Annotated in this window: 23 protein-coding genes; 4 read left to right on the top strand and 19 right to left on the bottom strand. The window is 75.4% G+C overall.

The features are described 5' to 3' along the window. Positions 1 to 6 precede the first annotated feature (6 nt). Positions 7 to 1,083 carry an alkene reductase gene (locus ACI8AB_RS10010; protein ID WP_387991171.1) on the top strand — a complete coding sequence of 359 codons (1,077 nt, stop codon included), beginning with the start codon at positions 7 to 9 and terminating at the stop codon, positions 1,081 to 1,083. Positions 1,084 to 1,168: 85 nt separating this feature from the next. Here ACI8AB_RS10010 and ACI8AB_RS10015 read toward each other — a convergent pair whose 3' ends face one another. Genes ACI8AB_RS10015 through ACI8AB_RS10080 form a run of 14 tightly spaced genes read right to left on the bottom strand, consistent with a single transcriptional unit; the run spans position 1,169 to position 15,745 of the window. Beyond that, positions 1,169 to 1,594, bottom strand: a complete 426-nt coding sequence (locus ACI8AB_RS10015) for a VOC family protein (protein WP_456950014.1) — start codon at positions 1,592 to 1,594, stop codon at positions 1,169 to 1,171. Then, positions 1,591 to 2,451 (bottom strand): TcmI family type II polyketide cyclase, encoded by an 861-nt coding sequence (locus ACI8AB_RS10020; protein WP_456950015.1) that lies wholly within the window; start codon positions 2,449 to 2,451, stop codon positions 1,591 to 1,593. The genes ACI8AB_RS10015 and ACI8AB_RS10020 overlap by 4 nt, the downstream gene beginning before the upstream one ends. After that, positions 2,448 to 3,746, bottom strand: a complete 1,299-nt coding sequence (locus ACI8AB_RS10025) for a cytochrome P450 family protein (protein WP_456950016.1) — start codon at positions 3,744 to 3,746, stop codon at positions 2,448 to 2,450. The genes ACI8AB_RS10020 and ACI8AB_RS10025 overlap by 4 nt, the downstream gene beginning before the upstream one ends. A gap of 21 nt (positions 3,747 to 3,767) precedes the next feature. Beyond that, entirely contained in the window at positions 3,768 to 6,614 is a 2,847-nt protein-coding gene (locus tag ACI8AB_RS10030; protein ID WP_456950017.1) for an FAD-dependent monooxygenase, read from the bottom strand. Further along, complete coding sequence (locus ACI8AB_RS10035; RefSeq protein ID WP_456950018.1) at positions 6,611 to 6,958, bottom strand: putative quinol monooxygenase; 348 nt, start codon at positions 6,956 to 6,958, stop codon at positions 6,611 to 6,613. The genes ACI8AB_RS10030 and ACI8AB_RS10035 overlap by 4 nt, the downstream gene beginning before the upstream one ends. Then, positions 6,955 to 8,202: a beta-ketoacyl synthase N-terminal-like domain-containing protein gene (locus ACI8AB_RS10040; protein WP_456950019.1), complete on the bottom strand. Its 1,248-nt coding sequence runs from the start codon at positions 8,200 to 8,202 to the stop codon at positions 6,955 to 6,957. The genes ACI8AB_RS10035 and ACI8AB_RS10040 overlap by 4 nt, the downstream gene beginning before the upstream one ends. Beyond that, a complete protein-coding gene (locus ACI8AB_RS10045; RefSeq protein WP_456950020.1) occupies positions 8,199 to 9,485 on the bottom strand; it encodes a beta-ketoacyl-[acyl-carrier-protein] synthase family protein in 1,287 nt (428 codons plus the stop codon). The genes ACI8AB_RS10040 and ACI8AB_RS10045 overlap by 4 nt, the downstream gene beginning before the upstream one ends. Further along, positions 9,482 to 9,907, bottom strand: a complete 426-nt coding sequence (locus tag ACI8AB_RS10050; RefSeq protein WP_387991150.1) for a cupin domain-containing protein — start codon at positions 9,905 to 9,907, stop codon at positions 9,482 to 9,484. Before ACI8AB_RS10050 ends, ACI8AB_RS10045 begins: the two co-directional genes overlap by 4 nt. 19 nt (positions 9,908 to 9,926) lie before the next feature. Next, complete coding sequence (locus ACI8AB_RS10055) at positions 9,927 to 10,883, bottom strand: ACP S-malonyltransferase (RefSeq protein ID WP_456950021.1); 957 nt, start codon at positions 10,881 to 10,883, stop codon at positions 9,927 to 9,929. Then, positions 10,880 to 11,371 (bottom strand): SRPBCC family protein, encoded by a 492-nt coding sequence (locus ACI8AB_RS10060; protein WP_456950022.1) that lies wholly within the window; start codon positions 11,369 to 11,371, stop codon positions 10,880 to 10,882. Before ACI8AB_RS10060 ends, ACI8AB_RS10055 begins: the two co-directional genes overlap by 4 nt. Positions 11,372 to 11,396: 25 nt before the next feature. Then, the gene (locus tag ACI8AB_RS10065; protein ID WP_456902052.1) at positions 11,397 to 13,139 is read right to left on the bottom strand and encodes an acetyl-CoA carboxylase biotin carboxylase subunit; all 1,743 of its coding nucleotides are present in this window, start codon (positions 13,137 to 13,139) and stop codon (positions 11,397 to 11,399) included. Further along, positions 13,136 to 13,687, bottom strand: a complete 552-nt coding sequence (accB, locus tag ACI8AB_RS10070; protein WP_456950023.1) for an acetyl-CoA carboxylase biotin carboxyl carrier protein — start codon at positions 13,685 to 13,687, stop codon at positions 13,136 to 13,138. The genes ACI8AB_RS10065 and accB overlap by 4 nt, the downstream gene beginning before the upstream one ends. After that, on the bottom strand, positions 13,674 to 15,434 hold the full coding sequence (locus ACI8AB_RS10075; protein ID WP_456950024.1) for an acetyl-CoA carboxylase carboxyltransferase subunit alpha: 1,761 nt from the start codon (positions 15,432 to 15,434) through the stop codon (positions 13,674 to 13,676). Before ACI8AB_RS10075 ends, accB begins: the two co-directional genes overlap by 14 nt. Beyond that, positions 15,431 to 15,745, bottom strand: coding sequence for a TcmI family type II polyketide cyclase (locus ACI8AB_RS10080; protein WP_387991358.1), 315 nt, complete (start codon positions 15,743 to 15,745; stop codon positions 15,431 to 15,433). The genes ACI8AB_RS10075 and ACI8AB_RS10080 overlap by 4 nt, the downstream gene beginning before the upstream one ends. A 403-nt stretch (positions 15,746 to 16,148) precedes the next feature. Between ACI8AB_RS10080 and ACI8AB_RS10085 the strand changes: the two genes are divergently transcribed. The 3 genes from ACI8AB_RS10085 (at position 16,149) to ACI8AB_RS10095 (ending at position 19,351) form a co-directional block, all read left to right on the top strand. Next, positions 16,149 to 16,913: a LuxR C-terminal-related transcriptional regulator gene (locus ACI8AB_RS10085; protein WP_456950025.1), complete on the top strand. Its 765-nt coding sequence runs from the start codon at positions 16,149 to 16,151 to the stop codon at positions 16,911 to 16,913. A 402-nt stretch (positions 16,914 to 17,315) separates the two neighbouring features. Continuing rightward, complete coding sequence (locus ACI8AB_RS10090; RefSeq protein WP_387991130.1) at positions 17,316 to 17,957, top strand: response regulator transcription factor; 642 nt, start codon at positions 17,316 to 17,318, stop codon at positions 17,955 to 17,957. A gap of 98 nt (positions 17,958 to 18,055) precedes the next feature. After that, positions 18,056 to 19,351 carry a right-handed parallel beta-helix repeat-containing protein gene (locus ACI8AB_RS10095; RefSeq protein ID WP_456950026.1) on the top strand — a complete coding sequence of 432 codons (1,296 nt, stop codon included), beginning with the start codon at positions 18,056 to 18,058 and terminating at the stop codon, positions 19,349 to 19,351. 41 nt (positions 19,352 to 19,392) lie between these two features. On the opposite strand, the gene ACI8AB_RS10100 is transcribed toward ACI8AB_RS10095, so the two are convergent. The 5 genes from ACI8AB_RS10100 to ACI8AB_RS10120 are packed head-to-tail and all read right to left on the bottom strand — an operon-like array spanning position 19,393 to position 25,373. Then, positions 19,393 to 20,079: an SRPBCC family protein gene (locus ACI8AB_RS10100; protein WP_456950027.1), complete on the bottom strand. Its 687-nt coding sequence runs from the start codon at positions 20,077 to 20,079 to the stop codon at positions 19,393 to 19,395. Then, complete coding sequence (cutA, locus tag ACI8AB_RS10105; protein WP_456950028.1) at positions 20,076 to 22,487, bottom strand: aerobic carbon-monoxide dehydrogenase large subunit; 2,412 nt, start codon at positions 22,485 to 22,487, stop codon at positions 20,076 to 20,078. Before cutA ends, ACI8AB_RS10100 begins: the two co-directional genes overlap by 4 nt. Further along, positions 22,484 to 23,017: a (2Fe-2S)-binding protein gene (locus ACI8AB_RS10110; RefSeq protein WP_456950029.1), complete on the bottom strand. Its 534-nt coding sequence runs from the start codon at positions 23,015 to 23,017 to the stop codon at positions 22,484 to 22,486. The genes cutA and ACI8AB_RS10110 overlap by 4 nt, the downstream gene beginning before the upstream one ends. Then, a complete protein-coding gene (locus ACI8AB_RS10115; RefSeq protein WP_456950030.1) occupies positions 23,014 to 23,889 on the bottom strand; it encodes an FAD binding domain-containing protein in 876 nt (291 codons plus the stop codon). Before ACI8AB_RS10115 ends, ACI8AB_RS10110 begins: the two co-directional genes overlap by 4 nt. Then, the gene (locus ACI8AB_RS10120) at positions 23,886 to 25,373 is read right to left on the bottom strand and encodes a uracil-xanthine permease family protein (RefSeq protein WP_456950031.1); all 1,488 of its coding nucleotides are present in this window, start codon (positions 25,371 to 25,373) and stop codon (positions 23,886 to 23,888) included. Before ACI8AB_RS10120 ends, ACI8AB_RS10115 begins: the two co-directional genes overlap by 4 nt. Positions 25,374 to 25,378 lie beyond the last annotated feature (5 nt).

The following is a 25,378-nucleotide window of genomic DNA, read 5'->3' on the forward strand; positions in this document are numbered from 1 at the left end:
ACACCCGTGGACCTGTTCTCTCCCGTGAAGCTCGGCGACCTCGAGCTCGCCAACCGCGTGGCCATGGCGCCGCTGACCCGCATGCGCTCCGGCAAGGAGGGTGTCCCCGGCGACCTCGTCGTCGAGCACTACGCGCAGCGCGCCTCGATCGGCCTCATCGTCACCGAGGGCACCTACCCGACCCACGAGGGCCAGGCGTTCGTCGGCCAGCCCGGCATCGTCACCGACGAGCAGGTGGCCGGCTGGCGCCGCGTCGCCGACGCCGTGCACGCCCGCGGCGGCCGGATCGTCGTGCAGGTGATGCACGGCGGCCGCGTGACCCACCCCGACGTCAACGGCGGCCGCCGCGTCGTCGCCCCCAGCGCCATCGCCATCCAGGGCGAGGGGCACACCGAGAAGGGCAAGCAGCCCTACCCGGTGCCGCACGCGCTGACCACCGACGAGGTGCGCCAGGTCGTCCGCGACTTCGTCCGCGCCGCCGAGCGCGCCGTCGAGGCAGGCCTCGACGGCGTCGAGATCCACGGCGCCAACGGCTACCTGCTGCACGAGTTCCTGTCCCCGGCGTCCAACGTCCGCGACGACGAGTACGGCGGCTCCCCGGAGAACCGCGCCCGTCTGGTGGTGGAGGTCGTCACCGCGGTGTCCGAGGCGATCGGCGCGGGCCGCGTGGGGCTGCGCATCTCGCCGGAGCACGACATCCAGGACGCCCTCGAGACCGACCGCGAGGACGTGCGCGCGACCTACGGCACGCTGGTCGACCAGCTGCGCCCGCTGGGCCTGGCCTACCTCTCCGTGCTGCACCGCGAGCCGGCCGGCGACCTGGTCCAGGAGCTGCGCAGCCGGTTCGGCGGGCACCTGATGGCCAACAGCGGCTTCGGTTCGGTCACCACCCGCGAGGAGGCGCTCGCGCTCATCGAGGCCGCCCACGCCGACGTCGTCGCCGTGGGCCGGGCGGTCATCGCCAACCCCGACCTGGTCGAGCGCTGGGCCGGCGAGCACCCGGAGAACGAGATCCGGCCGCACCTGTTCTACGCGTCCGGCGCCGAGGGCTACACCGACTACCCGGCACTGCGCGCCGGCTGAGACGCCGCACGGACCGGGACCCCGGGTCCCCTCCGCTCCTGGGAGGGGGACCCGGGGTCCCGGACCGTGCTGCTCGCGCCGGGTGTCAGCCGGGCTGCCGCGCTCCCCCGGACGGGAAGTCGGCGGCGGGGTGCCGGTCGGAGCTGATGCCGAGCACGTTGCCGAACGGGTCGACGACGGCCACGCTGACGATCGGTCCGTGCGGCGTGAGCGGGATGTACTCCTTGGCGCCCATCGCGGTGAGGCGGTCGAGGACGGCCTCGAGGTCGTCGACCCGCCAGTACCCGACCGCGCCGCCGGTGCCCGGCGTCATGCCCGGCGGGGCGAAGGCGAGGTCGGCGACCGCCAGCGACGTCCCCCCGTCGACGGTGAACGTCGCGTAGCTGGGCCGCCCACTGGGACCGGGCCGGGTGAAGCGGGGCCCCGAGCCCAGCAGCTCCGTGTACCAGGCGACGGCCCCGGCCACGTCCTCGGCCCAGTAGGTGAGCGTGGCGATCCCGCGCAGGCTCACGCCGTCCCCTCCCGCGGCGTGGGCACCGGGTCCCCGGGCGCCCAGTCCGGTGCCGTCCAGCGGTGGAACACCCGGGCCACCGAGTCGCGCGGGCTCTGCCACGTCTCCGGGCGGTACGGGCTGACGTAGGGGGCGAGGTCCTGCATGACCTTGGCGAAGGCGGGCCGCATCGACTCGTGGTTCTCCCGCACGGCCGCGGCCTTGACCCGGTCCTGCTCCAGGAGGTGCACGAAGACGTCCTCCATCGAGTAGAGCCAGCGACCGGTGACGCCGGTCTCCGTCGGCAGCCCACCGGCGTCGGACGCGGCGAACACGCGGGCGATGTCCTCCTCGGTGCCCGGCCGCATCCGCTGGACGATCACGGTCATCTCACGGTCGGGGGAGACCTCGCCCTCGGGCAGCCACGTGTAGAAGTGCTTGGCCACCGAGTGCGACGGGTTCTGCCAGTAGCTGGGGTAGGGCGTCACGTAGGGCGCGATGACCTCGGCGATCTGCTGGAACGCCGGCAGACCGCGGCGCTGGCCGGAGACCTCCGGGTCCTCCTTGCGCTCGATGACGTGCAGGTACAGGCCCTCGTACGAGAGCAGGACCCGCCCGACGACGCCGAGGTCCTGCGGCCGGGTCGTCCGGTCGTAGTAGGCGAACACCGGTCCCACCTTGTCCTCGCTGCCGGGGACCATCCGGCAGACGATGACGTTGCGGAACGGCCGCCAGGAGCCGGAGGACCAGCTCGCGGGGGCCGTGGCCGTGGTCGCGAACTCGACCGTGTCGTTCGCCCACGGCGGTTCCGTGGGCGTCGAGGTGGCGTCGGCGGCGGGGTCTGCCGAGGGCGTCGCCGGCGGCGTGGTCTGGGTCATCGGGTGCCTCCTGGGGTGGGTGTGGGGGTGAAGCGCAGCGGCAGTGCGAGCAGACCGCGGAAGGCCGAGGCGGCAGGCAGCCACTGCAGCTCCTCCACGGGGACGTCGAGGCGCAGGTCGGGCAGCCGCAGCAGCACCTGCCGCAACGCCGTCGTCGCCTCCAGCCGGGCCAGCGCGGTGCCCAGGCAGTAGTGGATGCCGTGGCCGAAGGCCAGGTGCTGGGTGGGACCGCGCCGCAGGTCGAGGCGGTCGGGGTCCTCCGTGAGCGCCGGGTCGTGGTCGGCCGAGCTGAGGACGACGGTCACGATGGAGCCCTGCGGGATGGTCACGCCGCCGATCTCGAGGTCCTCGGTGGCGAACCGGAAGCTCGACACCGGCACCGACCCGTCGAAGCGCAGGAGCTCCTCCACGGCGTCGGGCACCCGGTCGAGGTCGGCGAGCAGCGCGGCCAGCTCCTCGGGGTGGGTCAGCAGCGCGACGACGGCGTTGCCGAGGAAGTCCGACGTCGTCTGGTAGCCCGCGAACAGCAGCAGGAAGCAGGTGGAGACCAGCTCCGCCTCCGACAGCCGGCCGTCGCCGTCGCGGGCGGCGATCAGACCGCTGACCAGGTCGTCGCCGGGCCGGGCGCGCTTGGCCGCGACCAGGCCGGTGAAGTAGGCGTGCAGCCGCTCCTGGGCCGCGCCGATCGCCGCCCGGTCCTCCTGCGGACTCCGCCCGCCGGTGCCCACGGTCCGGATCACCTGCGTGCCGGCGAGGATCTCCTCGTGGTCGGCCTCGGGGATGCCGAGCAGGTCGCCGATGACCGCCAGCGGCAGCCGCAGGGCGAACTCGTCGACGAACTCGGTGGACCCGCGCGGCGCGATCCGGTCGAGCAGCCCGGCGACGATCTGCTCGACCCGCGGGCGCATCGCCTCGATCCGCTTCGGGGTGAACGCCTGGGTCACCAGGCGGCGCAGCCGGGTGTGCTCGGGTGGGTCGGAGTTGAGCATGTTGGTGTTGATCTGCCGGGCCTTCTCGCCGAACACCGCGAGGTAGGTGTCGCCGGCCCGGTACAGGTCCTTGGACAGCCGCGGGTCCGACAGCGCCTGGCGGGCGTCGGCGTACCGGGTGACCAGGAACGAGTCGAAGCGGGGGGTGCGCACCTTGACCACCGGGCGCTCGGCGCGCAGCCGGGCGTAGACCGGGTAGGGGTCGGCGCGGAACTCCGGGGTGTAGATCTCCTGGCCGGGGACGACGTCGTCCGGGGGCGCGGTGTCGGGGGGTGCGGCCGGTCGGGGCTGCGCGGTCTGGGTCATGTCGGCTCCTGGGGGTGGCGGTCAGGGGGCGAAGACGCCGGCGAGGTGGTCGAGCAGGGCGGCCTCGTCCAGCGGGCGGCAGCGGAAGCCGACGTGGCCGTCGGGACGGACCAGGTAGGCCGCCGTCCCCGCGCCCGCGGTGCCGTAGGCCGCGGCGAAGGAGCCCTCGGCGTCGCGGACGACGGGCAGGTCGACGAGGAACGGCACCCGGGCGTCGGGAGCGGCCACGAGGTAGGCGCCCACCTCGCCCCGGGTCTGCTGCCGCACGCCGACGGCCAGCTTCTCCAGGTCCGACACCTGCTCCTCCGACGCGCCGGCGTCGACCGACAGCAGCAGCGTGGAGCGGGTGCCGCGGGTGAGGTCGAACAGCCGCAGCGGGTGGGCGACGCCGAAGCGCCGCAGCCCGTGCACGTCCGGCGCGCGGTGCCCGGGCTCGGGCCCGGCGGGGAAGCCGCCGGGGGCCGCCTCGCCCACCAGCGGGCTGCCGGCGTAGTTCATGGTCATCTGCATCTCGAGCAGGAACTGCGCCTTCTCGTCCTCCATGTCCATCTCGTCGGTGAACGCGATGGCCACGGCCCGGTCGACGATCATCTTCCCGGCGGGACGGCGCTCGCCCTCGTAGCTGTCGAGCAGCCCCGGCGCGGCCAGCCCGCGGACGGCGAGGGCCAGCTTCCAGCCGAGGTTCCAGGCGTCCTGGATGCCGGTGTTCATGCCCTGCCCGCCGGCCGGCGGGTGCAGGTGCGCGGCGTCGCCGGCGACGAAGACCCGCCCCTCGCGGTAGCGGTCGACGATGCCGTGCTTGATCCGGAAGATCGACGACCAGCGCAGGTTGCTCGCCGTCGTCCCGGGCGGGCCCAGGTCGTCGATGGCGGCCTGCATGTCGGCCAGCGTCGGCGGCTCGTACTCCTGCCAGAAGCCGGGCGGGACGACGCCGGAGCCGACCGCGTCCTGCCACCGCTGCGGGGCCAGGGTGGCGATCCGGTAGCGGTTGCGGCCCTTGAGCGGGACGCAGACGAGCATGCCGGTGAAGTCGTCCTCGTTCTCGATGCGCACGAACCGCACCAGGTGCCCGGCGGGCAGGTCCCAGTCGACGTCGACGTCCCCGAGCATGAACAGCTGCGGGAACATCGACAGCCCGCCCTCGAAGGCCAGCCCCAGCCCCGAGCGGACGGCGCTGTGCGCCCCGTCGCAGCCGACCAGGTACTGCGCCCGGGTGGTCTCCTCCTCGCCGGAGGCGTGCCGCAGCCGCGCGGTGACGCCCTCGTCGTCCTGGGAGAAGGCGACCAGCTCGACGCCGCGCTCGACGACCACCCCGAGGGAGGTCAGCCGCGCGCCGAGGAGCCGCTCGGTCTCGTACTGCGGCAGCCCGAGGTGGGCGTAGGGCAGCTCGTCGAGGCCGGCCCAGTCGACCTGGTGGGTCTGCACGCCGTTGACGAACACGGTCTGGCCGTGCAGCCAGATCCCGGCGTCCATCGCCTCGGTGACGATGCCCTGGTCCTCCCAGATCTCCATCGTCCGGCAGTGGATTCCGATCGCCTTGTCCGCCTGGGTGGAGGCCTCGGGGCGCTTGTCCACGACCCGGACGGCGACGCCGCGGCGGGCCAGCTCGATGGCGTGGGTGAGACCGGCCGGCCCGGCGCCGACGACGAGCACCTCGACCGCGCGTCCGGGGGTGCGCGAGGCGTCCCCGAGGTCGGCCGGCACCGGCAGCGCCGCCGCGGCGGCCGCGTGCTCGTCGTCGGGCTTCTCCACGAACTCCTGCACGCTGGCGCTGGGCACCGTGGTGACCGGCGGCCCGGCCACCGCCTCCGGGTCCGGCTCCGGCGCCACGGGGACCGCGGCGGGGACGGGGGTGGGGACGGGGGTGGGGACGGGGGTCGCCGACGGCGGCTCCGGGCGCACGCGCAGCGCGAACACCCGGCGGTCCTCGCCGCGGGTCAGCCAGCGGCCCAGCGGCCCGGCGGCCCAGTTGCCCGGCTCCGCCGCCCAGTCGGTGAAGTGCTGCTCGGACTCCCACTCGGCGACGACGTGGTAGCGCCGGCCGTCGGACTCGCGCAGCAGCTCCTCGCGGGCGTGGCCGGGGGCGCTGCGGGCCAGCTGCGCGGCGGCGAGGTAGGCCAGCTCGAAGGCCTCCTGCTCCCCGGGCTCGACGGCGACGGCGGAGTCGACGCGCACCCGCGCCACCTCGACGTCCCCGCCGGGCGGCAGCAGCGGCGGGAAGTCCGCGTCCGGATCGGTCCGCTGGCGGATCTCGAGCACCTCGCGCCGGAACTCCACCGAGTGCCAGCGGGCCAGCGGCGCGCCGGCCGCCATGTGCGAGGGGTCCTCGACCCACTGCACGAAGTCGTCCTCGGACTCCCACTCGGCGAAGATGTGGTAGCGCAGCCCGCTCGCGTCGCGCAGCAGCTCCTCGCGCACGTAGCCGCGCGAGTCGCCGATCCGCTGGGTGACCGTGGTGTAGGCGCGCTCGAAGGCCACCTGCTCGCCGGGCGCGACGCTGGTGGAGAAGTCGATGCGCACCGGCCGGCGGGGCTCGGCCGGCCGCACGGCCAGCACCGTGGACGTCTCGCGGGCGGTGTCCTCGCGCAGGTCGCGCAGCGCCGCGGTGAGGTCCTCCCGCGCGGCGCTGCCCTCGAAGGCGTCCGCCGCCGCCCGGTCGGTCCAGTCGCTGACGAAGCCGAACCAGCGGGGGTCGTCGGCGTCGCGCACCAGCTCCTGGCGCAGGTTGCCCGGCACCCGGGCCACCGCGGCCGCCGCCTGCTGCCAGGCCGCCGCGAAGGCGTCCTCGCAGCCCTCCCGGGCGCGCACCCGCAGGACCGTCCGCACCCCGGGGGCGGCCGCCCTCCCCCCGGTCCCCGGTGCCGTCATGCCGGGGCCTCCACCGGCCGCCCCGCGCCGGGGACGACGGCCAGCACCTCGTAGGTGTTGCGGGCGGCGTCCTCGCGCAGGTCGCGCAGCGCCTCGGTGAGCGTCTCCCGGGCGCTGCTGCGGCCGAACGCGTCGACGCTGGCGCGGTCGGTCCAGTCGCTGGTGATGACGAACGTGCGCGGGTCGTCGGCGTCGCGCACCAGCTCCTGGCGCAGGTTGCCCGGCACCCGGGCGATCTCGGCGGCCGCCCGCCGCCAGGCCGCCTCGAAGGCGGCCTCGCAGCCCTCGCGCGTCCGCATCCGCAGCATCGTGCGGATGCCGGCCTGCTCTCCCGCGGCGGTCACGCGGCCTCCTCCGCGCGGTGGCGGCGCAGCACCAGGCTGCTGTTGAAGCCGCCGGCGCCGCGGGCGAGGACCACCACGGTGGCCAGGTCCTGCACGCGGCCGGCGCGGACCAGCTCGACCCCCGGCGGCGTCTCGACCGGGTCGTCGAGGAAGGCGGTGCCGGGCACGATCCCGTCCCGCATCGCCAGCAGCGCCGTCGCCACGTTCAGCGCCGACCCGCCGGCCATGAGCCGGCCGGTCCACGACGACGGCGCGGTCACCGGCACCGGGGCCGCCCGCCCGCCGAACACCGCGCCGATCGCCTCCAGCTCCAGCCGGTCCAGCTCCGGGACGCCGGCGCCGTCGGCCACCACCAGGTCGACCTCGTCCGGGGAGACGCCGGCGTCGGCCAGCGACAGCCGGATCGCCCGGGCGTACTGCGTCGCGTCGGGCGCCGGGTCCTCGTGGTGGTGGGCGTCGTGGGTGGCGCCGTAGCCGGCGACCTCGCCCCACACCTTCGGGGCGCCGCGGGCCGCAGCCGCGCCGGGCTCCTCCAGCAGCAGGATCGCCCCGCCCTCGCCGACGACGTGCCCGTTGGCCCGCCGGTCGAAGGGCTTGTAGGCGTCCTCCGGGCGCCCGGCGCCCGACAGCCGGCCGCCGGTGGCCTGGCACAGCACCGCGTACGGGCACAGCCCGGCCTCGGTGCCGCCGACCAGCACCGCCGGGGTGCCGCGGCGGACCACCCGCCGCGCCCAGCCGATGCTGTCCAGCCCGCCCGCGCCCTCGGTGACGACGACGCCCGAGGGGCCCTTGAAGCCGTCGCGGATGGAGACCTGGCCGGTGGAGGCCGCGTAGAACCAGGCGATCGACTGGTAGGCGCCCACCGACCGGGGGCCCTTGGCCCACAGCCCCTGGATCTCGTGCTGGCTGAACTCGTTGCCGCCCGAGCCCGAGGCCAGGAACACCGACGTGGCGTAGACGTCGTCCTCGGGGGCGGTGTAGTCCGCGTCCTGCGCCGCGAGGGTGGCCGCCGCCAGCGACATCCACGTCCACCGGTCGGTCTGCACCATCAGCTGCGGCGAGACGTGGTCGGCGGGCACGAAGTCGCGCACCTGCCCGGCCAGCGGGACCCCGTAGCGGGCGGCGTCGAAGCCCTCCAGCGGCCGGATCGCCGGCTCCCCGCGGAGCAGCGAGGCCCAGTGCTCCTCGACGCCGACCCCGGTGGGGGCGACGACGCCGATCCCGGTGACGAGCAGCCCGGTCACGACTCCCTCCGCGTGGGGCCGGCCAGCACGATCGCCGACTGGAACCCGCCGAAGCCGCTGCCCACGGAGATGGCGACGTCGACCTTCTGCTCCCGCGCCACCTTCGGCACGTAGTCGAGGTCGCACTCGGGATCGGGCACCTCGTAGTTGGCCGTGGGCGGGAGCACGCCGCGCTGCACCGCCAGCGCGGTCGCGGCGATCTCGATGGACCCGATCGCGCCCAGCGAGTGCCCGACCATCGACTTGATCGAGCTCATCGCCACGCTGCCGGCGGCGGCGCCGAGGCTCTTCTTGACCGCCGCCGTCTCGTGCCGGTCGTTCTGCTTGGTCCCCGAGCCGTGCGCGTTGACGTAGCCGACCTCGTCCGGGGCGATGCGGCCCTGGTCCAGCGCCCGGGTGATGGCCTCGGCCATCTCGGTGCCGTCGGGCTTGAGCCCGGTCATGTGGAAGGCGTTGCAGCGGTTGGCGTAGCCGGTGATCTCGCAGTACACCTCCGCGCCGCGGCGGCGGGCGTGCCCGAGCTCCTCGAGCACGAGCACCGCCGCGCCCTCGCCCATGACGAACCCGTTGCGGCGGGCGTCGAAGGGCTTGGAGGCGTGCTCGGGGTCGTCGTTGCTGTCGGTGGTCGCCCGGATGGTGTCGAAGCAGGCCATCGAGATCGGCGAGATCGGGGCGTCGCTGGCCCCCGCGATGACGACGTCGGCGTCGCCGTCCTCGACCAGCTGCGCGCCGTAGCCGACCGCGTCGATGCCCGACGTGCAGCCGGTGGAGACGACGGTCGCCGGCCCGTGCGCGCCGAACCGGACGGCGAGCTCGGTGGCGCCGCAGCTCGGCACCAGCGCGGAGGCGAGGAACCGCGAGGCGTACCGCGGGTCGACCTCCCACAGCCGTCCCGAGTCGCTGACCTGCACGTACTCCTGCTCCAGGCGCATCGTCGCGCCGACCGCGCTGCCCAGCGTCACGCCGACGCGGTCGCCGTCCGGGCCGTCGTCGGCGCCGAAGCGCAGCCCGCTGTCGGCGACCGCCTCGTCGGCGGCGACCATCGCCATCTGGACGAAGCGGTCGTTGCGGAACACCTCGTGGGCGGTCAGGCCGAGCTTGCGGCCGTCGAAGTCCACCTCGGCGGCCACCTGGGAGCGGAACCGGGACGGGTCGAAGAAGGTGATCCGGCGGGTCGCCGTCCGCCCCTCGGTGAGCATGTCCCAGAAGCCCTCGCGGCCCATCGACCCGGGGGCGACCACCCCGATGCCGGTGACGACGACCCGGCGCCGGTCGGCGCTCACCGCACGCCCGGGGGCAGCTCGGTGTCCACGTGGCCCAGCTCCGGCCGGGGGGCCAGCGGACCGCACAGGAAGACGAACGTCGCCGTCGTGCCCGTGTCGTTGACGATCCGGTGCCGCACGCCGATCGGGATGTGGACGGCGGACTCGCCGACCAGGCGGCGCTCCTCGCCGTCGAGGGTGACCAGGACGTCGCCCTCCTGGCAGTAGAGGAACTCCTCCGAGTACGGGTGCCAGTGCTCGGTCACGACCTCGCCGGGCTCGAGGGTGAGCGTGCCCATGAAGCCGGCGGTCGAGCCGACGCTGGCCGGGGACAGCAGCACCCGGATGTCCCCGCCGCGGCGGCGGTTGGGCGCGGTGTCGGCGCGGTGGACGGTGGGGCCGCAGCGCGTCGGGGTGGCCGGCGCGTGCTGGATCGTCGTCATGTCTCTCCTCGGGAGCGGGTCAGGTGGGGACCGAGCCCGCGAGCGCGGGACCCGGGACGGCGGTGGGGACGGGGGCGCCCGGTCCCGCCGCCAGGTGGACGGGCAGGTGCGGGTGCACCTGGGCGACCAGCGGCCCGAGCACCGGGACGGCGCCGATCTCGACGACGGACGTCGCGCCGGCACCGGCCAGCGCCCGGGAGGTGGCCTCCCAGAGCACCGGTGCGGTGAGGTGGCGGCGCAGCGCGGAGCGCAGCCGACCGGGGTCACGGGTCGGCTCCCCGTCGGCGTTGGGGACGACGGGCACCAGCGGGACCGACCAGTCCAGGTCGGCCAGCGCGGTCGCCAGGTGCGCGGCGACCGGCTCCATCAGGGGCCCGTGGCACGGCGCCCGGCCGGGCAGCCGGACCAGTTCCAGGCCCGCCTCGCGGACGACCTCGGCCGCGCGGGCGAGCTCGGTGCGGCCGCCGGAGAGCACCGTGCGCTGCGGGGCGTCGAGGGCGGCGACGCACAGCGGGCCGTCGCCGCCGACCGCCGCGACGGCGGCGCGGGCCACCTGCTCGGCGCCGGGGCCGAGGACGGCTGCCAGGCCCGCGCAGGAGGGCCGGGGTGCCAGGCACAGCAGCTCGGCACGCCAGTGCACCAGCTCGACGACCTGGTCGAGCTCGAGGGCGCCGGCGGCGACGAGGGCGGCGAACTCGCCCACGCCGTGCCCGGCGACGACCGCCGGGAACAGCCCGCGGGCGGTCAGGCTGCGGAAGCCGGCCACCCCGGTCACGACGACCTCGAGGTGCGCCGCGACGGGGTCGGGGGCGGTCGCGGGGTCCCGCCACCAGGCGGCGACGTCGCGGCCGACGACGGCGTCGACCTCGGACACGGTGGCCGCGGCCACCGGGTCGGCCAGCCACGGGTCGACCATGCCCGGGCGGGAGCCCTCCTCCCCGGGCAGGACGACCGCGGGACCCCGCGGCGCGGTCACCCCACCGCTCCCCGGCTCGCGGCCGCCTCGACCTTGTCCCGGATGATCCCCATCTGGACCTTGCTGTTCGCGTCGATCCGCCGGGTCATCGTCTCGGTGTCGACCGGTGCCTCCGGCCGCATCCGGAAGTCCTGCACCCAGCGCATCCGGGTGCCGCCGTCCTCGGCCGTGTAGCTCCAGTGGATGTCCATGAACTCGAACGGGCCGGGCTCCACGCGGCGCGCGCGCACCTCGTGGGTGGCCGGGTCGAGGGTCCGCTCGGACACCCAGCTCCACACCCGCCCGGACTCGTCCGGGTGCATGGTCAGCCGGAACCGGAACCAGGTGTCGGTGGACTCCAGGATCTCGACGCTGCGGTACTCGGTGAACAGGTCCGGCCAGGACCGCAGGTCGTTGGTCATCGACCAGACGTGGTCGAGGTCGGCGCGGATGAGGATCGAGTTGTCGGTGTGGCCCACGGTCAGGCCGGGCTCGACGGTGCTGCTCATGGGGGCGCTCCGTTCGGGACGGGGATCAGGCCGGCTGCGCCTGGGCCGCGGACACGGCCCGGACGATCTCGCCGAACGTGTAGTTGTCGGGGCTGTCGTCGGGCATCGCGGTGCCGAAGCGGTCCTGCAGCTCGGTCTGCATGGACAGGAAGGCCAGCGAGTCCAGGCCGACGTCGGCGAAGCGGGCGTCGGGGTCGTCGGTGTGCGCCTCGGCCGGCAGGCCCGCCTTCTCGGTGAGCAGCTGCATGAGGTCGGCCTGGGTGAACGGGGCAGCGGACATGGGAGGGTCCTCCTCGGGACGGGAGTGGGGGACGGGCACCGGACCGGCGGGGTCGCCGGCCGGGACGAGGTGCAGCGCGCCGCGCGCGGCGGGCAGGGCCGGCTCCCGGGACGCGGCGATGGCCGCGGCGCGGGCCACGAGGTCGGGCAGCCGGCGGTCGAGGAACTGGACGTCGTGCCGGTCGGCGCGCACGTCGGGGTCGCGCAGCAGCGCGCGGTGCAGGGCGGCGGTGGTGTGCACGCCGGGGCCCTCGACGCGCAGCTCGGCCAGCGCACGGTCCATCCGCCGCACGGCCTGCTCGCGGTCCGGCGCCCAGACGACGAGCTTGCCCAGCAGCGAGTCGTAGTGCGGGCTGACCTCGTCGCCCTGGCGGTAGCCGGTGTCGAAGCGGGTCCACGGGCCGTCGGGGACGCGCAGCACGTCGAGCCGGCCGGGTGCCGGGGCGAACCCGCGGGCGGGGTCCTCGGCGTTGATCCGGCACTCGATCGCCGCGCCGCGCACGACGACGTCCTCCTGCCGCAGCCCCAGCCGCTCCCCGCCGGCCACCAGCAGCTGCTCGCGGACCAGGTCCACGCCGGTCAGCAGCTCGGTGACCGGGTGCTCGACCTGGATGCGGGCGTTCATCTCCATGAAGTAGGCGCGCCCGGCGTCGTCGACGAGGAACTCCACGGTCCCGGCGCCGCTGTAGCCGACCGACAGCGCGCCGCGGACCGCCATCTCGCCGAGCCCGGCCCGCTGCTCGGGCGTGAGGTGCCCGGCCGGGCCCTCCTCCAGCAGCTTCTGGTGCCGCCGCTGCAGCGAGCAGTCGCGCTCGCCGAGGTACACGCCGTTGCCGTGGGCGTCGCAGAGCACCTGGACCTCGACGTGCCGGGCGCCGGACAGGTAGCGCTCGACGTAGACGGTGGGGTCGCGGAACACCGCCCGGGCGACGGTGCGGGTGGTGGCGAACGCCTCGGCGAAGTCGGCGGGGTCGTGCACCACCGTCATCCCCCGGCCGCCGCCGCCGGCCGCGGCCTTGATGATCACCGGGTAGCCGATCTCCGCGGCGACGGCCAGGCCCTCCTCGGCGGTGCGCACCGGGTCCACCACGCCGGGCAGCAGCGGCAGGCCGGCCGCGGCCATCAGCCGCCGCGCGGTGGCCTTGTTGCCCATCTGCTGCATGACCTCCGGCGGCGGGCCGACGAAGGTCAGCCCCTCGGCCTCACAGATCTCGGCGAAGTCGGGGTCCTCGGAGAGGAAGCCGTAGCCGGGGTGCACCGCGTCGGCGCCGCTGCGCAGCGCCGCCTCGACGACGTTGGGCACGTGCAGGTAGCTGGCCCGCGGCGCCGGCGGGCCGATGTGCACGGCCTCGTCGGCCATCTCGACGACGGCGGAGCGCCGGTCGGCCGTGGAGTACACGGCGACGACCTCGATGCCGAGCTCCCGGCAGGCGCGGGCGACCCGGACGGCGATCTCGCCGCGGTTGGCGACCAGCAGCCGGCCGATCACCTCGGTCCCCCGGACGGGCGCAGCAGCACCAGGACCTGGTCGTACTCGACCGACTCGGCGTCGCCGACCCGGATCTCGGCCACCGCGCCCGCGGAGTCGGCCACGATCGGGTTCATCAGCTTCATCGCCTCGACGATCCCGAGCGTCTGGCCGGCCTCGACCTCGTCGCCGACCCGCACGAACGGCTCCGCGCCGGGGGAGGGCGCGGCGTAGAAGGTGCCCACCAGCGGCGCCCGGACGGCGATCGTGCCCTCGGGGACCTCCGGCTCCTCGCCCGCCGGCTCCGGGACCCCGGCCGGCCCGGAGGGCGCGGCGACGGCCTGCAGCCCGCCGGGCACCGGCGCCGGCGGGGCGGCCGCGGGGACGGCGTCGGCCGCCCACTCCACCTCGACGGCGCGGTCGCCGCTGCGGACGGTCAGCCGGCGCAGCGGCCCGGGCAGGGCGCGGGCGAGCTCGACCACCTCGTGGTGCAGGCCACTGGTCTCGTCCCCGGCCACGGGCTCCTCCGCCGCCTGTCCCGGCCGCGCCGGCAGCTCAGCGGGCCGCATCCCCGCCACCTCCCTCGGGCGCGGGCCCGACGACGCGCAGCGGCCGGTCGCCGTCGCCGCCGATGCGGGCCAGCCGGGCGGCCCGGGTGCCGAGCAGGGTGCCGACGTCGAGCCGGGCGAGCTCGTCGAGCTCGCGCACGAGCGCGGCGCGGACCAGTCCGGCGGCCGCGAGCGGGTCGGCGTCCGCGCCGCCGGGCGGCTCGGGCACCACCGAGGTGGCGATGCCGCTGGCCCGCAGGTGCGCCGCGCCCAGGCGCATCGCCCGCGCGGCGGTGGGCGCGGCGGTCGCCGTCCGCCAGAGGATCGCGGCGCAGCCCTCCGGGCTGATCACCGACAGGTAGGCGTTCTCCAGGACCAGCAGCCGGTCGGAGGTGCACAGCGCCAGCGCCCCGCCGCTGCCGCCCTCGCCGGTCAGCACCGCGACCACGGGCACCCGCAGCCGGCTGCTGCGCATGATGGTCTCGGCGATCGCGTGCGCCTGGCCGCGCTCCTCGGCCGCCGGCCCGGGGTGCGCGCCGGGGGTGTCGACCAGCGTGACCACCGGCAGGCCGAAGGTCTCGGCGTGCGCCATGAGCCGCATCGCCTTGCGGTAGCCCTCGGGGTGCGGCATGCCGAAGTTGCGCGCCACCCGCTCGCGCACCGAGTGGCCCTTCTCGTGGCCGATCACCACGACCGGGCGCCCGTCGAGGACGGCGACCCCGCCGACGACGGCCGGGTCGTCGGCGAACGCGCGGTCGCCGTGCAGCTCGACGAAGTCGTCGAAGACGGTATGCAGGTAGTCCAGCGTCGTGGGCCGGCCCGCGACCCGGGCCCGCTGGACGACGTCCCAGGCGTCCGCGTCCTCGGCGCCCTCGCCCGCCGGAGCGTCGTCCCGGGGCACCTCCGGCGCCGGCGCCGGGGCGGCGGCCGGGGGAGGAGCGGGACGGCGGCCGTGCAGCTCGAGCAGCCGCACCAGCAGCGGGCGCAGCTCCGCGCGGCTCTCCACCCGGTCGACCAGGCCGTGGGCCAGCAGGAACTCCGCCGTCTGGAAGTCGCTGGGCAGCTCGGCCCGGATGGTCTCCTGCACCACCCGCGGGCCGGCGAAGCCGACGTGCGCGCCCCGCTCCCCGACCAGGACGGCGGCCAGGGTGGCGAACGACGCCGACACCCCGCCGTAGGTGGGGTCGGTGAGCACGCAGACCGACAGCAGGCCGGACTCGTGCAGCTGGGCGAAGGCGTGGCTGACCCGCGCCATCTGGAACAGCGAGAACACGCCCTCCTGCATGCGGGCGCCGCCGCTGGCGCAGACGGTCACCAGGGGCAGGCCGCGCTGCAGGGCGAGGTCCGCGGCCGCGCTGACGCGGCGGCCCACCTCGATGCCCATGCTGCCGCCGAGGAAGCCGAAGTCCATCGCGGCGAGGACCACCGGGGTGCCGCCGATGCGGGCGGTGCCGAGGACGACGGCCTCGCTCTCGCCGGAGCGGGCGGCGGCCTCGTGCAGCCGGTCGCGGTAGTCGCGCAGGTCGGTGAAGTCCAGCGGGTCGGCGGGCCCGGGCGGGCAGGCGCGCTCGTCGAAGCTGCCGTCGTCGGCCAGCAGCGCGATCCGTGCGCGGGCGCCCAGCCGCAGGTGGTGGTCGCACTCGGGGCAGACCGACAGGTTGCGGTCCAGGCGCTTGCGGTAGAGCAGCCAGCCGCAGCTGGGGCAGCTCACCCAGTCGACCGACCCGGGCGCCGCGGCGTGCGGCCGGGCCGGCGTCGTCGCGGTCACGACCGCTCCGCCGACCACTCGTAGAACCGGCGCGCCATGGCGTCCCGCGGCGACCGCCAGTTCGGGTCGTAGGCGACGATGTAGGGCCGCAGCTCCTCGCTGACCGCCCGGAACGCCGGCAGCGACTGGGCGACCGCCATGGCCTCCTGCTCGGGGCGGTCGAACTCGATCAGGTGCACGTAGAGGTCGTGGAAGGTGAACAGCTGCCGGCGCCGCACCCCGATCTCGTACGGCATCGACGTCGCGTCGGAGCGGGCGAAGACGTCGGCGACCTTGTCCGCGTCGGCGGGGGTCATCCTCGCGATGATCATCGTCTGGTGCACGGGCACTCCAGCGTCGCTGTGGGCCGGCAGGGAGCCGGCGGACCGGTGCGGCCGGCGGGCCGGGACGGATGCCCGAGGACGCTAGGGCGGCGGGACGGCCGTCCGACAGCGCCACGGGTCGGATCCGTCGCGCCCGTCCCGGGGAGGGGACGCCCGGTCGCGAGGGTGCGCACCGGCGGGATGGGTGGCCCGTCCCGGGGTCCAGCGCCCGGGGACGGGGGCAACGCCCACCTTCCGGACCGGGAGACCGCGACTCGGGTATGAAACCGGAGGCCGATCACGCTCACCGCGTCGTTGATCGGTGGCGGCGGGTGACCGTCCGTCGCTAACTTCCGGGTCCTGGGACCAGCGGCGCCGGGCGCCGTGCATCGGACCTGAGCGGAGCAGACGCATGGGTGGCGAGCTGGAGGGAACCGTCCCGCCGCCTCACGACGGTCTCCGGCCTCCACCGCCTCACGACGGGCTCCGGCCTCCCGGCCCCCCGGCCCGCGTCCTGATCTGCGACGACCACGAGGTGCTCCGGCACGGGCTGCGCGCGGTGCTGCGCTGGGCGCCCGACCTCCTCGTCGTCGCCGAGGCGGCCGACGCGGCACGGGCGCTCGAGCTCGCCACCGAGCTGCACCCCGACGTCACCCTGCTCGGCCTGGGCGCCCAGGGGCCGGCGATGACCGAGCTGGTGCGGGCGCTGACCGCGACCGGCACCCGGGTGGTCCTGCTCGGCGAGGCCGGCAACGGCGGCGACCTGGTCGAGGCCCTGCGCGCCGGCGCCCGCGGCTACGTGTACACCACCGTCAGCTCCGACCGGCTGGTCGAGGGCGTGCGCTCCGTGGTCCGCGGCGAGACGCTGCTCGACGCCGCCGTCACCGGCGAGCTGCTGCACCACCTCGACGGCGCACGGAGCTCGGCGGGGACCGACGAGACCGGCGGGCGCAACCCGCTCACCGCCCGGCAGCAGGCGGTGTCCGAGCTGGTGGCCGAGGGCCTGACCAACGCGGAGATCGCGGCGCGGCTCCAGGTCAGCCGCGCGACCGTCAAGGGCCACATCACCGTCGCCCTGCGCCGGCTGGGTCTGCGCGACCGGACGCAGCTGGCCATCCACGTCAACCGCACGGCCCGGCCGGGCCCCGGCTGGGAGGCCGGCCCCGTCGGCGGCTGACCTCCGTACCCGGTTCGCCACTCTCCGTGCAGGCCCGGCGTACACGCCGGGGGACTCCCGCGCCCTGTGCACACGAACCTGGACGGGACCTGTGAAGGGCGTGCACATTACCTGGCAACGCCGGACGGTTGCGCGCTACCGTTCGGCGCGTCCGACTGAGACGGACGGGTCCCCCGGTCGGAGATCCCGCCCGGAGCCCCGTCAGCGCCACCCGGACAGGAGGAACGCATGAGTTCCGACGACGTCCTGCAGGGCCCGGGCCCCGCGGCACGCGGGACATGGCGACCGGTCGGCCCGGCACCGGGCGTGCCGGTCAGGGGACGGAGCACGCCGCCCCGTCCGCGGCCGGTCCTGAGGCCGGCGCGCCCGCTGGCCATCCGGCCGCCGTCCAGCCTGGTTCGTGTGCTGCTGTGCGAGGACCGGGAGGTCTTCCGGCTGGGGCTGCGGGAGGTCCTCGAGGCGCAGCCGGACATGGCCGTCGTCGCCGAGACCCACCACCTGCCCGGGGCGCTCGCCGCCATCGAGGACGTGCCCGCCCAGGTCGTCGTCGCCCGCCAGGGTCTGGTGCAGGGGGCCACGCTGCCGCTGCTGCGTGAGCTCTGCCGCCGGGGGACCGCGGTGCTCGTGCTCGCCGAGCCGCGTGAGGAGGCCGGTCCCGAGCTCGTGCAGGTGCTGCGGGCCGGCGTCCGGGGCTACCTGCCGCGCTGCTCGGCCGCCGCGCGACTGGTCGAGGCCGTGCGCGCGCTGGCCCGGCACGAGCCGGCCATCGACTCCTCGGCGACCACCCAGCTGGTGCGCTACCTGACCGACCCCACGCCACCGGCCGAGGTCCCCTGCCGCCCGTTGGACCGGCTCACCGACCGGCAGCGCGAGGTCGCCGAGCTGGTGGCGCAGGGGCTGAGCAACGAGGAGATCGCGCGGCGGCTGTTCCTGAGCCTCGCGACCGTGAAGAGCCACCTCACCGCCTCCATGCGGCGGCTGGGCGTCCGCGGCCGGACCCAGCTGGCCATCCTCGTGAACCGGGACCGCTCGCCGGCGGCGTGAGCGCGGACGACGACGGCGGAGCCCGCCGTCCCGTCCCCGCCGCGGGCGGGCGACCTGCGGCGCTGCGCCCGGCGCCCGCAGACCAGGGAGGCCACCGCATGGACCCCTCCACGAGGAGGCGGACCCGCTCCGGCGCCGCCCGTCTCGCGGCCGTCGCCGCCACGGGGGTCCTGCTCGTCGCGGCGCTCCCGGCCGGGGCCGCCTCGGCCCACGGCGGCCCCCACACGCTCCACGTCGGGCCGGGGCAGCAGTACACCCGGATCCAGGACGCCGTCGACGCGGCACGCTCGGGCGACACCATCCGCATCGCACCCGGGGACTACCACGAGGCCGTCTGCGTCCAGGGCAAGGGCCTGACCGTCCGCGGCGCCGGCGCGGGGGTGACCAACGTCGTGTGGCCCGAGTGGCGGACCGTCCGGGACCTGCCCGCGGTCCGCTCGACCCCCTGCTGGGAGGCGCAGGAGCGCGCCGACGCCGAGGGCGACCCGGACACGCTCGCCGACGACGTCTCCGGTCTGTTCTTCCTCGATCCGGACGGCCCGGTCCTGGTCGGTGGCCTGTCGACCCACCACCACCCCGCCAGCGGGATCGTCGCCCGGGGAGCCGACGGCTTCCGGGTGGCCGGCACGTCGGGCTCCGCCCACGACCGCTACGGCGTCGTCGCCGTCGACTCGACGGCGGTCCGGATCACGGACAACCGCGAGGTCGGCCTCGACCGCGGCACGGCGAGGCTGCCGGACTCGGGCACCGCCGGTGTCGCGGTCGTCGACTCCGACCGTGCCGACGCCACGGTCTCCGGCAACCACGTCGAGGGCTACGACGTCGGGATCTCGCTGCGGGAGGCGCGCGGCGGCCGCGTCACCGGGAACACCCTGACGGGCAACTGCATCGGCCTGCTGCTCGCCGACGACGTCTCGACCGAGGTCCCGAGCGGCGGGTTCGGCATCAGCGGGAACACCTCGACGGACAACGACCGGTACTGCTTGCAGGGTGGGGAGGTCGAGTCCTACGTCTCCGGCATCGGCGTGCAGGTGGTCGACGCGGACGACGTCACGGTCGCGGGCAACGTCATCGCCGACAACACGGCCGACCTGCCGGCGGGTGCGCCGTCGCCGACCCCCCCGGCCGCCGGACTGGTGCTGACCACGCTGCCCGGGTCCGACGCCGGGCCGGTGGAGGACGTCCGGGTGTCCAACAACTACTTCGGGGACAACCACGCCCTCCTGCCCGCCGGCACGACGCCGACCGGGTCGGTCGCCGTCGACATGGACGTCTTCGTCGGCGACCCCTCCGCCCTGCCGTCGCTCCCGCCCGGTGGGGGGCTGGAGTTCCAGGGCAACCGCTGCGACACGGGCCTCCCGGCGGACATCTGCGGCGAGCCCTACCCGGTCTGACCCGCGGCCGGCGCCTCCCCGGCGCCCACGACCGACCCCCGTCAGCGGGTCCGGCGGCCCAGCAGCCAGCCCACGAGGACGCCGAGCAGGGTGAGCCCGGCACCGCCGAGCGCGCCGACGGCGAGGGTCTGCACGTCCGACGACGGCGCCGCGGCCGGGGCCTCGGCGCGCCGGAAGACCTGCGGCTCCGGGGCGGCCGGCGTCCCCGCGGGGACGGCCGCGGGCGCCTCGGTGGAGCTCACCGCCGCCGAGGTCGCGCGGGCGGCGGCGGGCGCGGCGGCCACGGGGGCGCCCTCGGTGAGCTCGCGGTCGATCGCGGCGAAGAACTGCCCGGCCATCCGCTTGGCGACGCCGGAGATCATCCGCTGCCCCACCCCGGCCACCGGCCCGCCGACGACGGCGTCGGCCGAGTAGCTGAGCGTCGTCCCCTCCTCGTGCGGCTCCAGGTCGATGGTCACCCTCGCCCGCACGTTGCCCGGGGCGCCGGCGCCGGAGGCGTGCATGACGTAGGACGAGTGCGGCTGCTGGTCGGTCAGCCGGACCTCGCCGGCGTAGGTGCCGCGGATGGCGCCCACGCCGACCGAGACGTCCATCCGGTACTCGTCCTCGCCGGTGCGCTGCAGCGACTCGCAGCCGGGGATGGTCCGCGCGAGCACGGCCGGGTCGGTGACGACCCTCCAGACCTCCTCGGGCGTGCCGTGCAGCACCGCCGAGCCGTCGAGGTTCACGCGGGCACTCCCGTCTGGAGGGACGCCCGGGTCCGCTCCGCCGTCTCGTCTCTCATCAGGTCGTACAGCTCGGTCGGCGAGATCGGCATCGACGCGATCCGCCGTCCGGTGGCGTCCTCGATCGCCGAGGCGATCGCCGCCGTCCCCGGGATGACCCCCGCCTCGCCGGCGCCCTTGATCCCCAGCGGGTTCAGCGGCGACGGGGTCTCCTGGTGGTCGATGACCACGTCGGGCACCTCGGAGGCGTAGGGCATGAGGAAGTCCATGAACGACGCGTTCTGCAGCTGCCCGTCGCCGTCGTAGGCCATCCGCTCGTACAGCGCCCCGCCCACGCCCTGGGCGACGCCGCCGTGCACCTGGCCCTCGACGATCATCGGGTTCACCACGTTGCCGCAGTCGTGCACCACCGCGTACCGGACGACGTCGATCTCCCAGGTCTGCGGGTCGATCTCCACCACGGCGGCGTGCGCGCCGGAGGCGAACGTCGAGCGGATCGGCGAGTAGTAGTCGCGGTGCTCCAGGCCTGGCGCGTCCCCGGGCGCGACCGGCGGCTTGCTGTCGTCGTGCGTGGCGAACTGGGTGGCCTGCTTGGCCGCCTCGTCGAAGGCGTAGCGCAGCGGGTTGGACAGGACGGCGACCGTGCGCAGCGGGACCGACGCCCCCGGCGTCCCCCTGACCTGCACCAGGCCCTCGTCGATCTCCAGGTCCTCCGGGTTGGCCTCGAGTACCTCGGCGGCGATGCGCAGCGCCTTCTCCCGCACCCCGCGGGCGGCCAGCGCGACGGCGTTGCCGCTCATCACCGCGGCGCGCGAGGCGAAGGTGCCGACGGCGTACCCGAAGCGGCGGGTGTCGCCGGTGTGCACCTCGACGTCCTCGATCGGCACCCCGAGCTCGGAGGCGACGATCTGCGCGAACACCGTCTCGTGGCCCTGGCCCTGCGAGGTGAGCCCGGTGGAGACCAGTACCTTGCCGCTGCCGAGCACCTGGACGTGCCCGCCCTCGTAGGGCCCGGGCCCGGTGCCCTCCACGTACAGCGCCATGCCGACGCCGAGCAGCCTCCCGCGCGCCTGCGCGTCCGCGCGCAGGGCGGCGGCCTCGTCCCAGCCGACCAGCGCGACCAGCTTGTCCAGCAACCCCGGGTAGTCGCCGGAGTCGTAGATCACCGGCCGGCCGTCCTGGAACGTCAGGCGGTGGTCGTAGGGGAACTGGTCGGGCGTGATCAGGTTCCGGCGGCGCACCTCGGCGCGGTCGAGGCCGAGCGCGTCGGCGATGCGGTCCATCGTCCGCTCCATCGCGTAGCAGCCCTGCGGCCGCCCGGCCCCGCGGTAGGGCGTGACGATGACGGTGTTGGTGTAGACGCTCTCGACGACCACCCGGTACACGGGGATCACGTACGGGCCGACCAGCTGGGTCGCCGTCACGATCGGGACGATGATCCCGTAGGGCGTGTAGGCGCCGTTGTCGTGCCAGACGTGCACGTCGAGCGCGGTGATCCGGCCGTCGTCGTCGTAGCCGACGGTGATCTCCTGCCGCTGCTGGCGCTCGTGCGCGCTGGAGACGAAGTGCTCGCGCCGGTCCTCGGCCCACTTGACCTCGCGGCCGAGCCGGATCGCCGCCATCGGCACCAGCAGCTCCTCGGGCCACGGGTGCACGATCTTGACGCCGAAGCCGCCGCCGACGTCGGGCGCGATCACCTCGACGCGGTCCAGCGACAGCTCGAGCTTGGCGGCGATCGCCGCGCGCACCGACGTCGAGGCCTGGGTGCTGGAGTGCACGCGCAGGCTGCCGTCGTCGGCGTCCCAGCGGGCGTGCACGCCCTTGCCCTCCAGGGGCGTGCAGGCGCTGCGCTCGATGTACTGGGTGAACGACAGCGTGTGCGCGGCGGCGGCCAGCGCCGGCTCGACGTCGCCGGTCTCCTGGTGGTGCCGGGCGGCGACGTTGTCGGGGATCTCGTCGTGGACGGCCGCGCGCGCCTCGCGGGCGGCGTCCACCCCGACGACGACCGGCAGCTCCTCGTAGGTGACGACGATCCGCTCGGCGGCGTCCTCGGCCACGTACCGGTCGGTGGCCACGACCATGACGACCGGCTCGCCGACGTGGTTGACCTCGCCGTTGGCCAGGGGGTACCCGGTGCGCGGCGCGTGCAGCTGCGGGTGGGGGATGAGCACCGGCAGCGGCTCGGCCATGGGGCCGGTGAGGTCCTCGTAGGTGTAGATCGCGACCAGGCCCTCGACGTCCAGCGCCGCCTCGACGTCGACGTCGACGACGCGGGCGTGCGCGTGCGGGCTGCGCACGAACGCGGCGGCCAGGGCGCCGGCGCCGATGTCGTCGAGGTAGCGGCCGCGGCCGGTGATGAGGCGGGCGTCCTCGCGCCGGCGGACCGGCTCCCCGAACAGCTTGGTCGTCACGGGGCGTCCTCCCGCATCGCGGCGGCGGCGTGCCGGACGGCCTTCTTGATGTTGGCGTAGCCGGTGCACCGGCAGAGGTTGCCGCCGACGAGCTCGTCGACCTCCTCCTCGGTGATCTCCGTGCCCGCGTCCCGGGCCTCGAGGCCCGCGGCGATCGTCACCAGGAAGCCCGGCGTGCAGAACCCGCACTGCAGGGCGTGGCACTCGCGGAAGGCCTCCTGCACCGGGTGGAGCACCTGCCCGCCCTGGTGGTCCTCGCGGGCCAGGCCCTCGACGGTGGTCACCTCCGCGCCGTCGACCTGCACGGCGAGCACCAGGCAGGAGCGCACGGGGTCGCCGTCGACGAGCACCGTGCACGAGCCGCAGACACCGTGCGCGCAGCCGACGTGCGTGCCGGTCAGCCCGAGGTCGTCGCGCAGCGCGTCGGCGAGGACGCGGCGCACCGGGACGGTCACCTCCCGCGGGACGCCGTTCACCGTCACGCGGACGGTCCGCTCCGTGTCGATCCGGGGGGTGTCGACGGAGGTCATGCAGCGGTCCTCTCGGCCGCCTCGCGGGCGGCGTCGGCCAGCGTCCTCTCGGTGAGCACGCCGACCAGCAGCCGGCGGTAGTCGGCGCTGGCGTGGATGTCGGTGTCGGGGTCGACCAGCGTGCGGGCCAGGGCGCCGGCCGCGGCCCAGTCGGCGCTGTCGACGGGCTTGCCGGCGACGGCCTCGGTGAGGTCGTGCACCTCGGGCACCAGCCCGACCGACAGGTAGGACGCGCGGACGGCGGCCACCCGGCGGTCCGCGTCGAGGGTCACGACGACGCCGGCCCCGCAGACGGCGTAGTCGCCCCTGCGCCGGGCGATCTCGGCGAAGGCGGTGCCCGAGCGCTCGGGCAGGGCGGGGAAGAAGGCGTCGACGACGACCGCGCCGCCGGGCAGCGAGGTCTCCAGCGGCCCGACGAACAGGTCCTGCCAGCCGACGGTCTCCCGGCCCGAGGGCGTCGCCACGGTCACCGAGCCGCCGGTGAGGGCGAGCACCGAGGTCATCTCGCCGGAGGGGTCGGCGTGCGCGATCGAGCCGACCGTCGTGCCGCGGTTGCGGATGGCCGGGTGGGCCACGTTCGCCGTCGCCCGGGCCAGCAGCGGCTGGACCCGGGCGGCGGCGCCGTCGCGGAGCAGGTGCGCGTGCCGGACCAGGGCTCCCACCCGCACGCCGTCCCCGGTCGCCTCGACGGCGTCGAGGCCGGGCACCCGGTTGACGTCGACCAGCGTGGCCGGCGCCGCCAGGCGCATCGCCAGCAGCGGCAGCAGCGACTGCCCGCCGGCGAGCACCTTGGCGCCGGGTTCGGCGGCCAGGACGTCGAGTGCCTCGTCGAGGGACCGGGGGTCGGCGTAGCGGAAGGGTGCGGGCTTCACTTCTCGAGCATGTCCCTGCGTCGGTCGGTGCCGGGGCGGCCCACCTGGTCGACCGACGACGGGTCGGCGCTGTACTCGCGGGTCCCGGGGGTGTAGTCGTGCGCCCCGGCGTGGCCGAGCGCGGGGCCCGTGCCGCCGGCGTACTCCCGCTCGGCGACGAGCGCCGCCTTCATCTCGGCCGGCGCGAGGGCACGGGCCACGTGCCACCCGAGCACCGCCACGATGGTGCCCAGGGCGATGCCGCCCAGCGAGAAGGTGTCGGTGATCTGCAGGTTCACGTTGCCGATGGCGATGATGATGCCCGCGGCGAGCGGCACCAGGTTGATCGGGTTGGCGAAGTCGACCCGGTTCTCCTTCCAGATCTTCGCGCCGAGCAGGCCGATCATCCCGTAGAGGACGACGGTGATCCCGCCGAGCACGCCGCCCGGGATGATGTTGATCAGGGCGCCGAACTTCGGGCAGAGGCCGAGCAGGATCGCCACGAGGGCCGCCACGTAGTAGGCCGCCGTCGAGTAGACGCGGGTGGCGGCCATGACGCCGATGTTCTCGGCGTACGTGGTCGTCGGGGAGCCGCCGACCGAGGAGGCCACGACGGTGGCGACACCGTCGGCGGCGATCGCGCGGCCCATGTAGGGGTCGAGGTCGCGCTTGGTCATCTCGGCGACCGCCTTGACGTGGCCGGCGTTCTCCGCGACCAGCGCGATGACGGCGGGCAGCACCAGGAGGCTGAAGTTCAGGGAGAAGCTGGGCGCGGTGAAGTCCGGCAGGCCGAACCAGTCGGCCTGGCCGACGGTCTCGAAGTTGATCCGGTCGCGGGTGACGACCTCGCCGGTGCCGTCGGGCGAGGTGATCTGGCCGGCGGTCGCGTCGAGCAGGATCGACAGCAGGTAGCCGAAGACCAACCCGAGCAGGATCGAGATGCGGGCCCAGAAGCCGCGCAGCAGCAGCGAGGCGACGATGACGAAGGCCATCGTGGCCAGCGCCACCCACTGGTCCTGGGGCCAGTAGATGCCGGCGACCACCGGGGCCAGGTTGAAGCCGATCAGGAGCACGACCGCGCCGGTCACCGCCGGCGGCAGGATCGCGTGCAGGAACCGGACCCCGGCGAAGTGGATGAGCACGCCGACCAGCGCCAGCACGACGCCGGAGACCAGGATCGCGCCGACGACGTCGCCGGAGTCGCCGCCCTGCGCCCGGACGGCGACGACGCCGCCGACGAACGAGGCGCTCGTGCCCAGGTAGCTCGGCACCTTCCCGTTCACGATGAGCAGGAAGATGATCGTCGCGATCCCGCTCATCATGATCGCGAGGTTGGGGTCGAGCCCCATGACGATCGGGAAGACGAAGGTCGCCCCGAACATCGCGACGACGTGCTGGGCGCCGATGCCGATGGTGCGGGGCCACGACAGCCGCTCGTCGGGCGCGACGGCCTCGCCCAGCGGCGGTGTCTTGCCGTCGCCGTAGAGCTTCCAACCGAACGCCATGGGGT

It is taken from the genome of Geodermatophilus sp. SYSU D00698 (assembly GCF_054050335.1).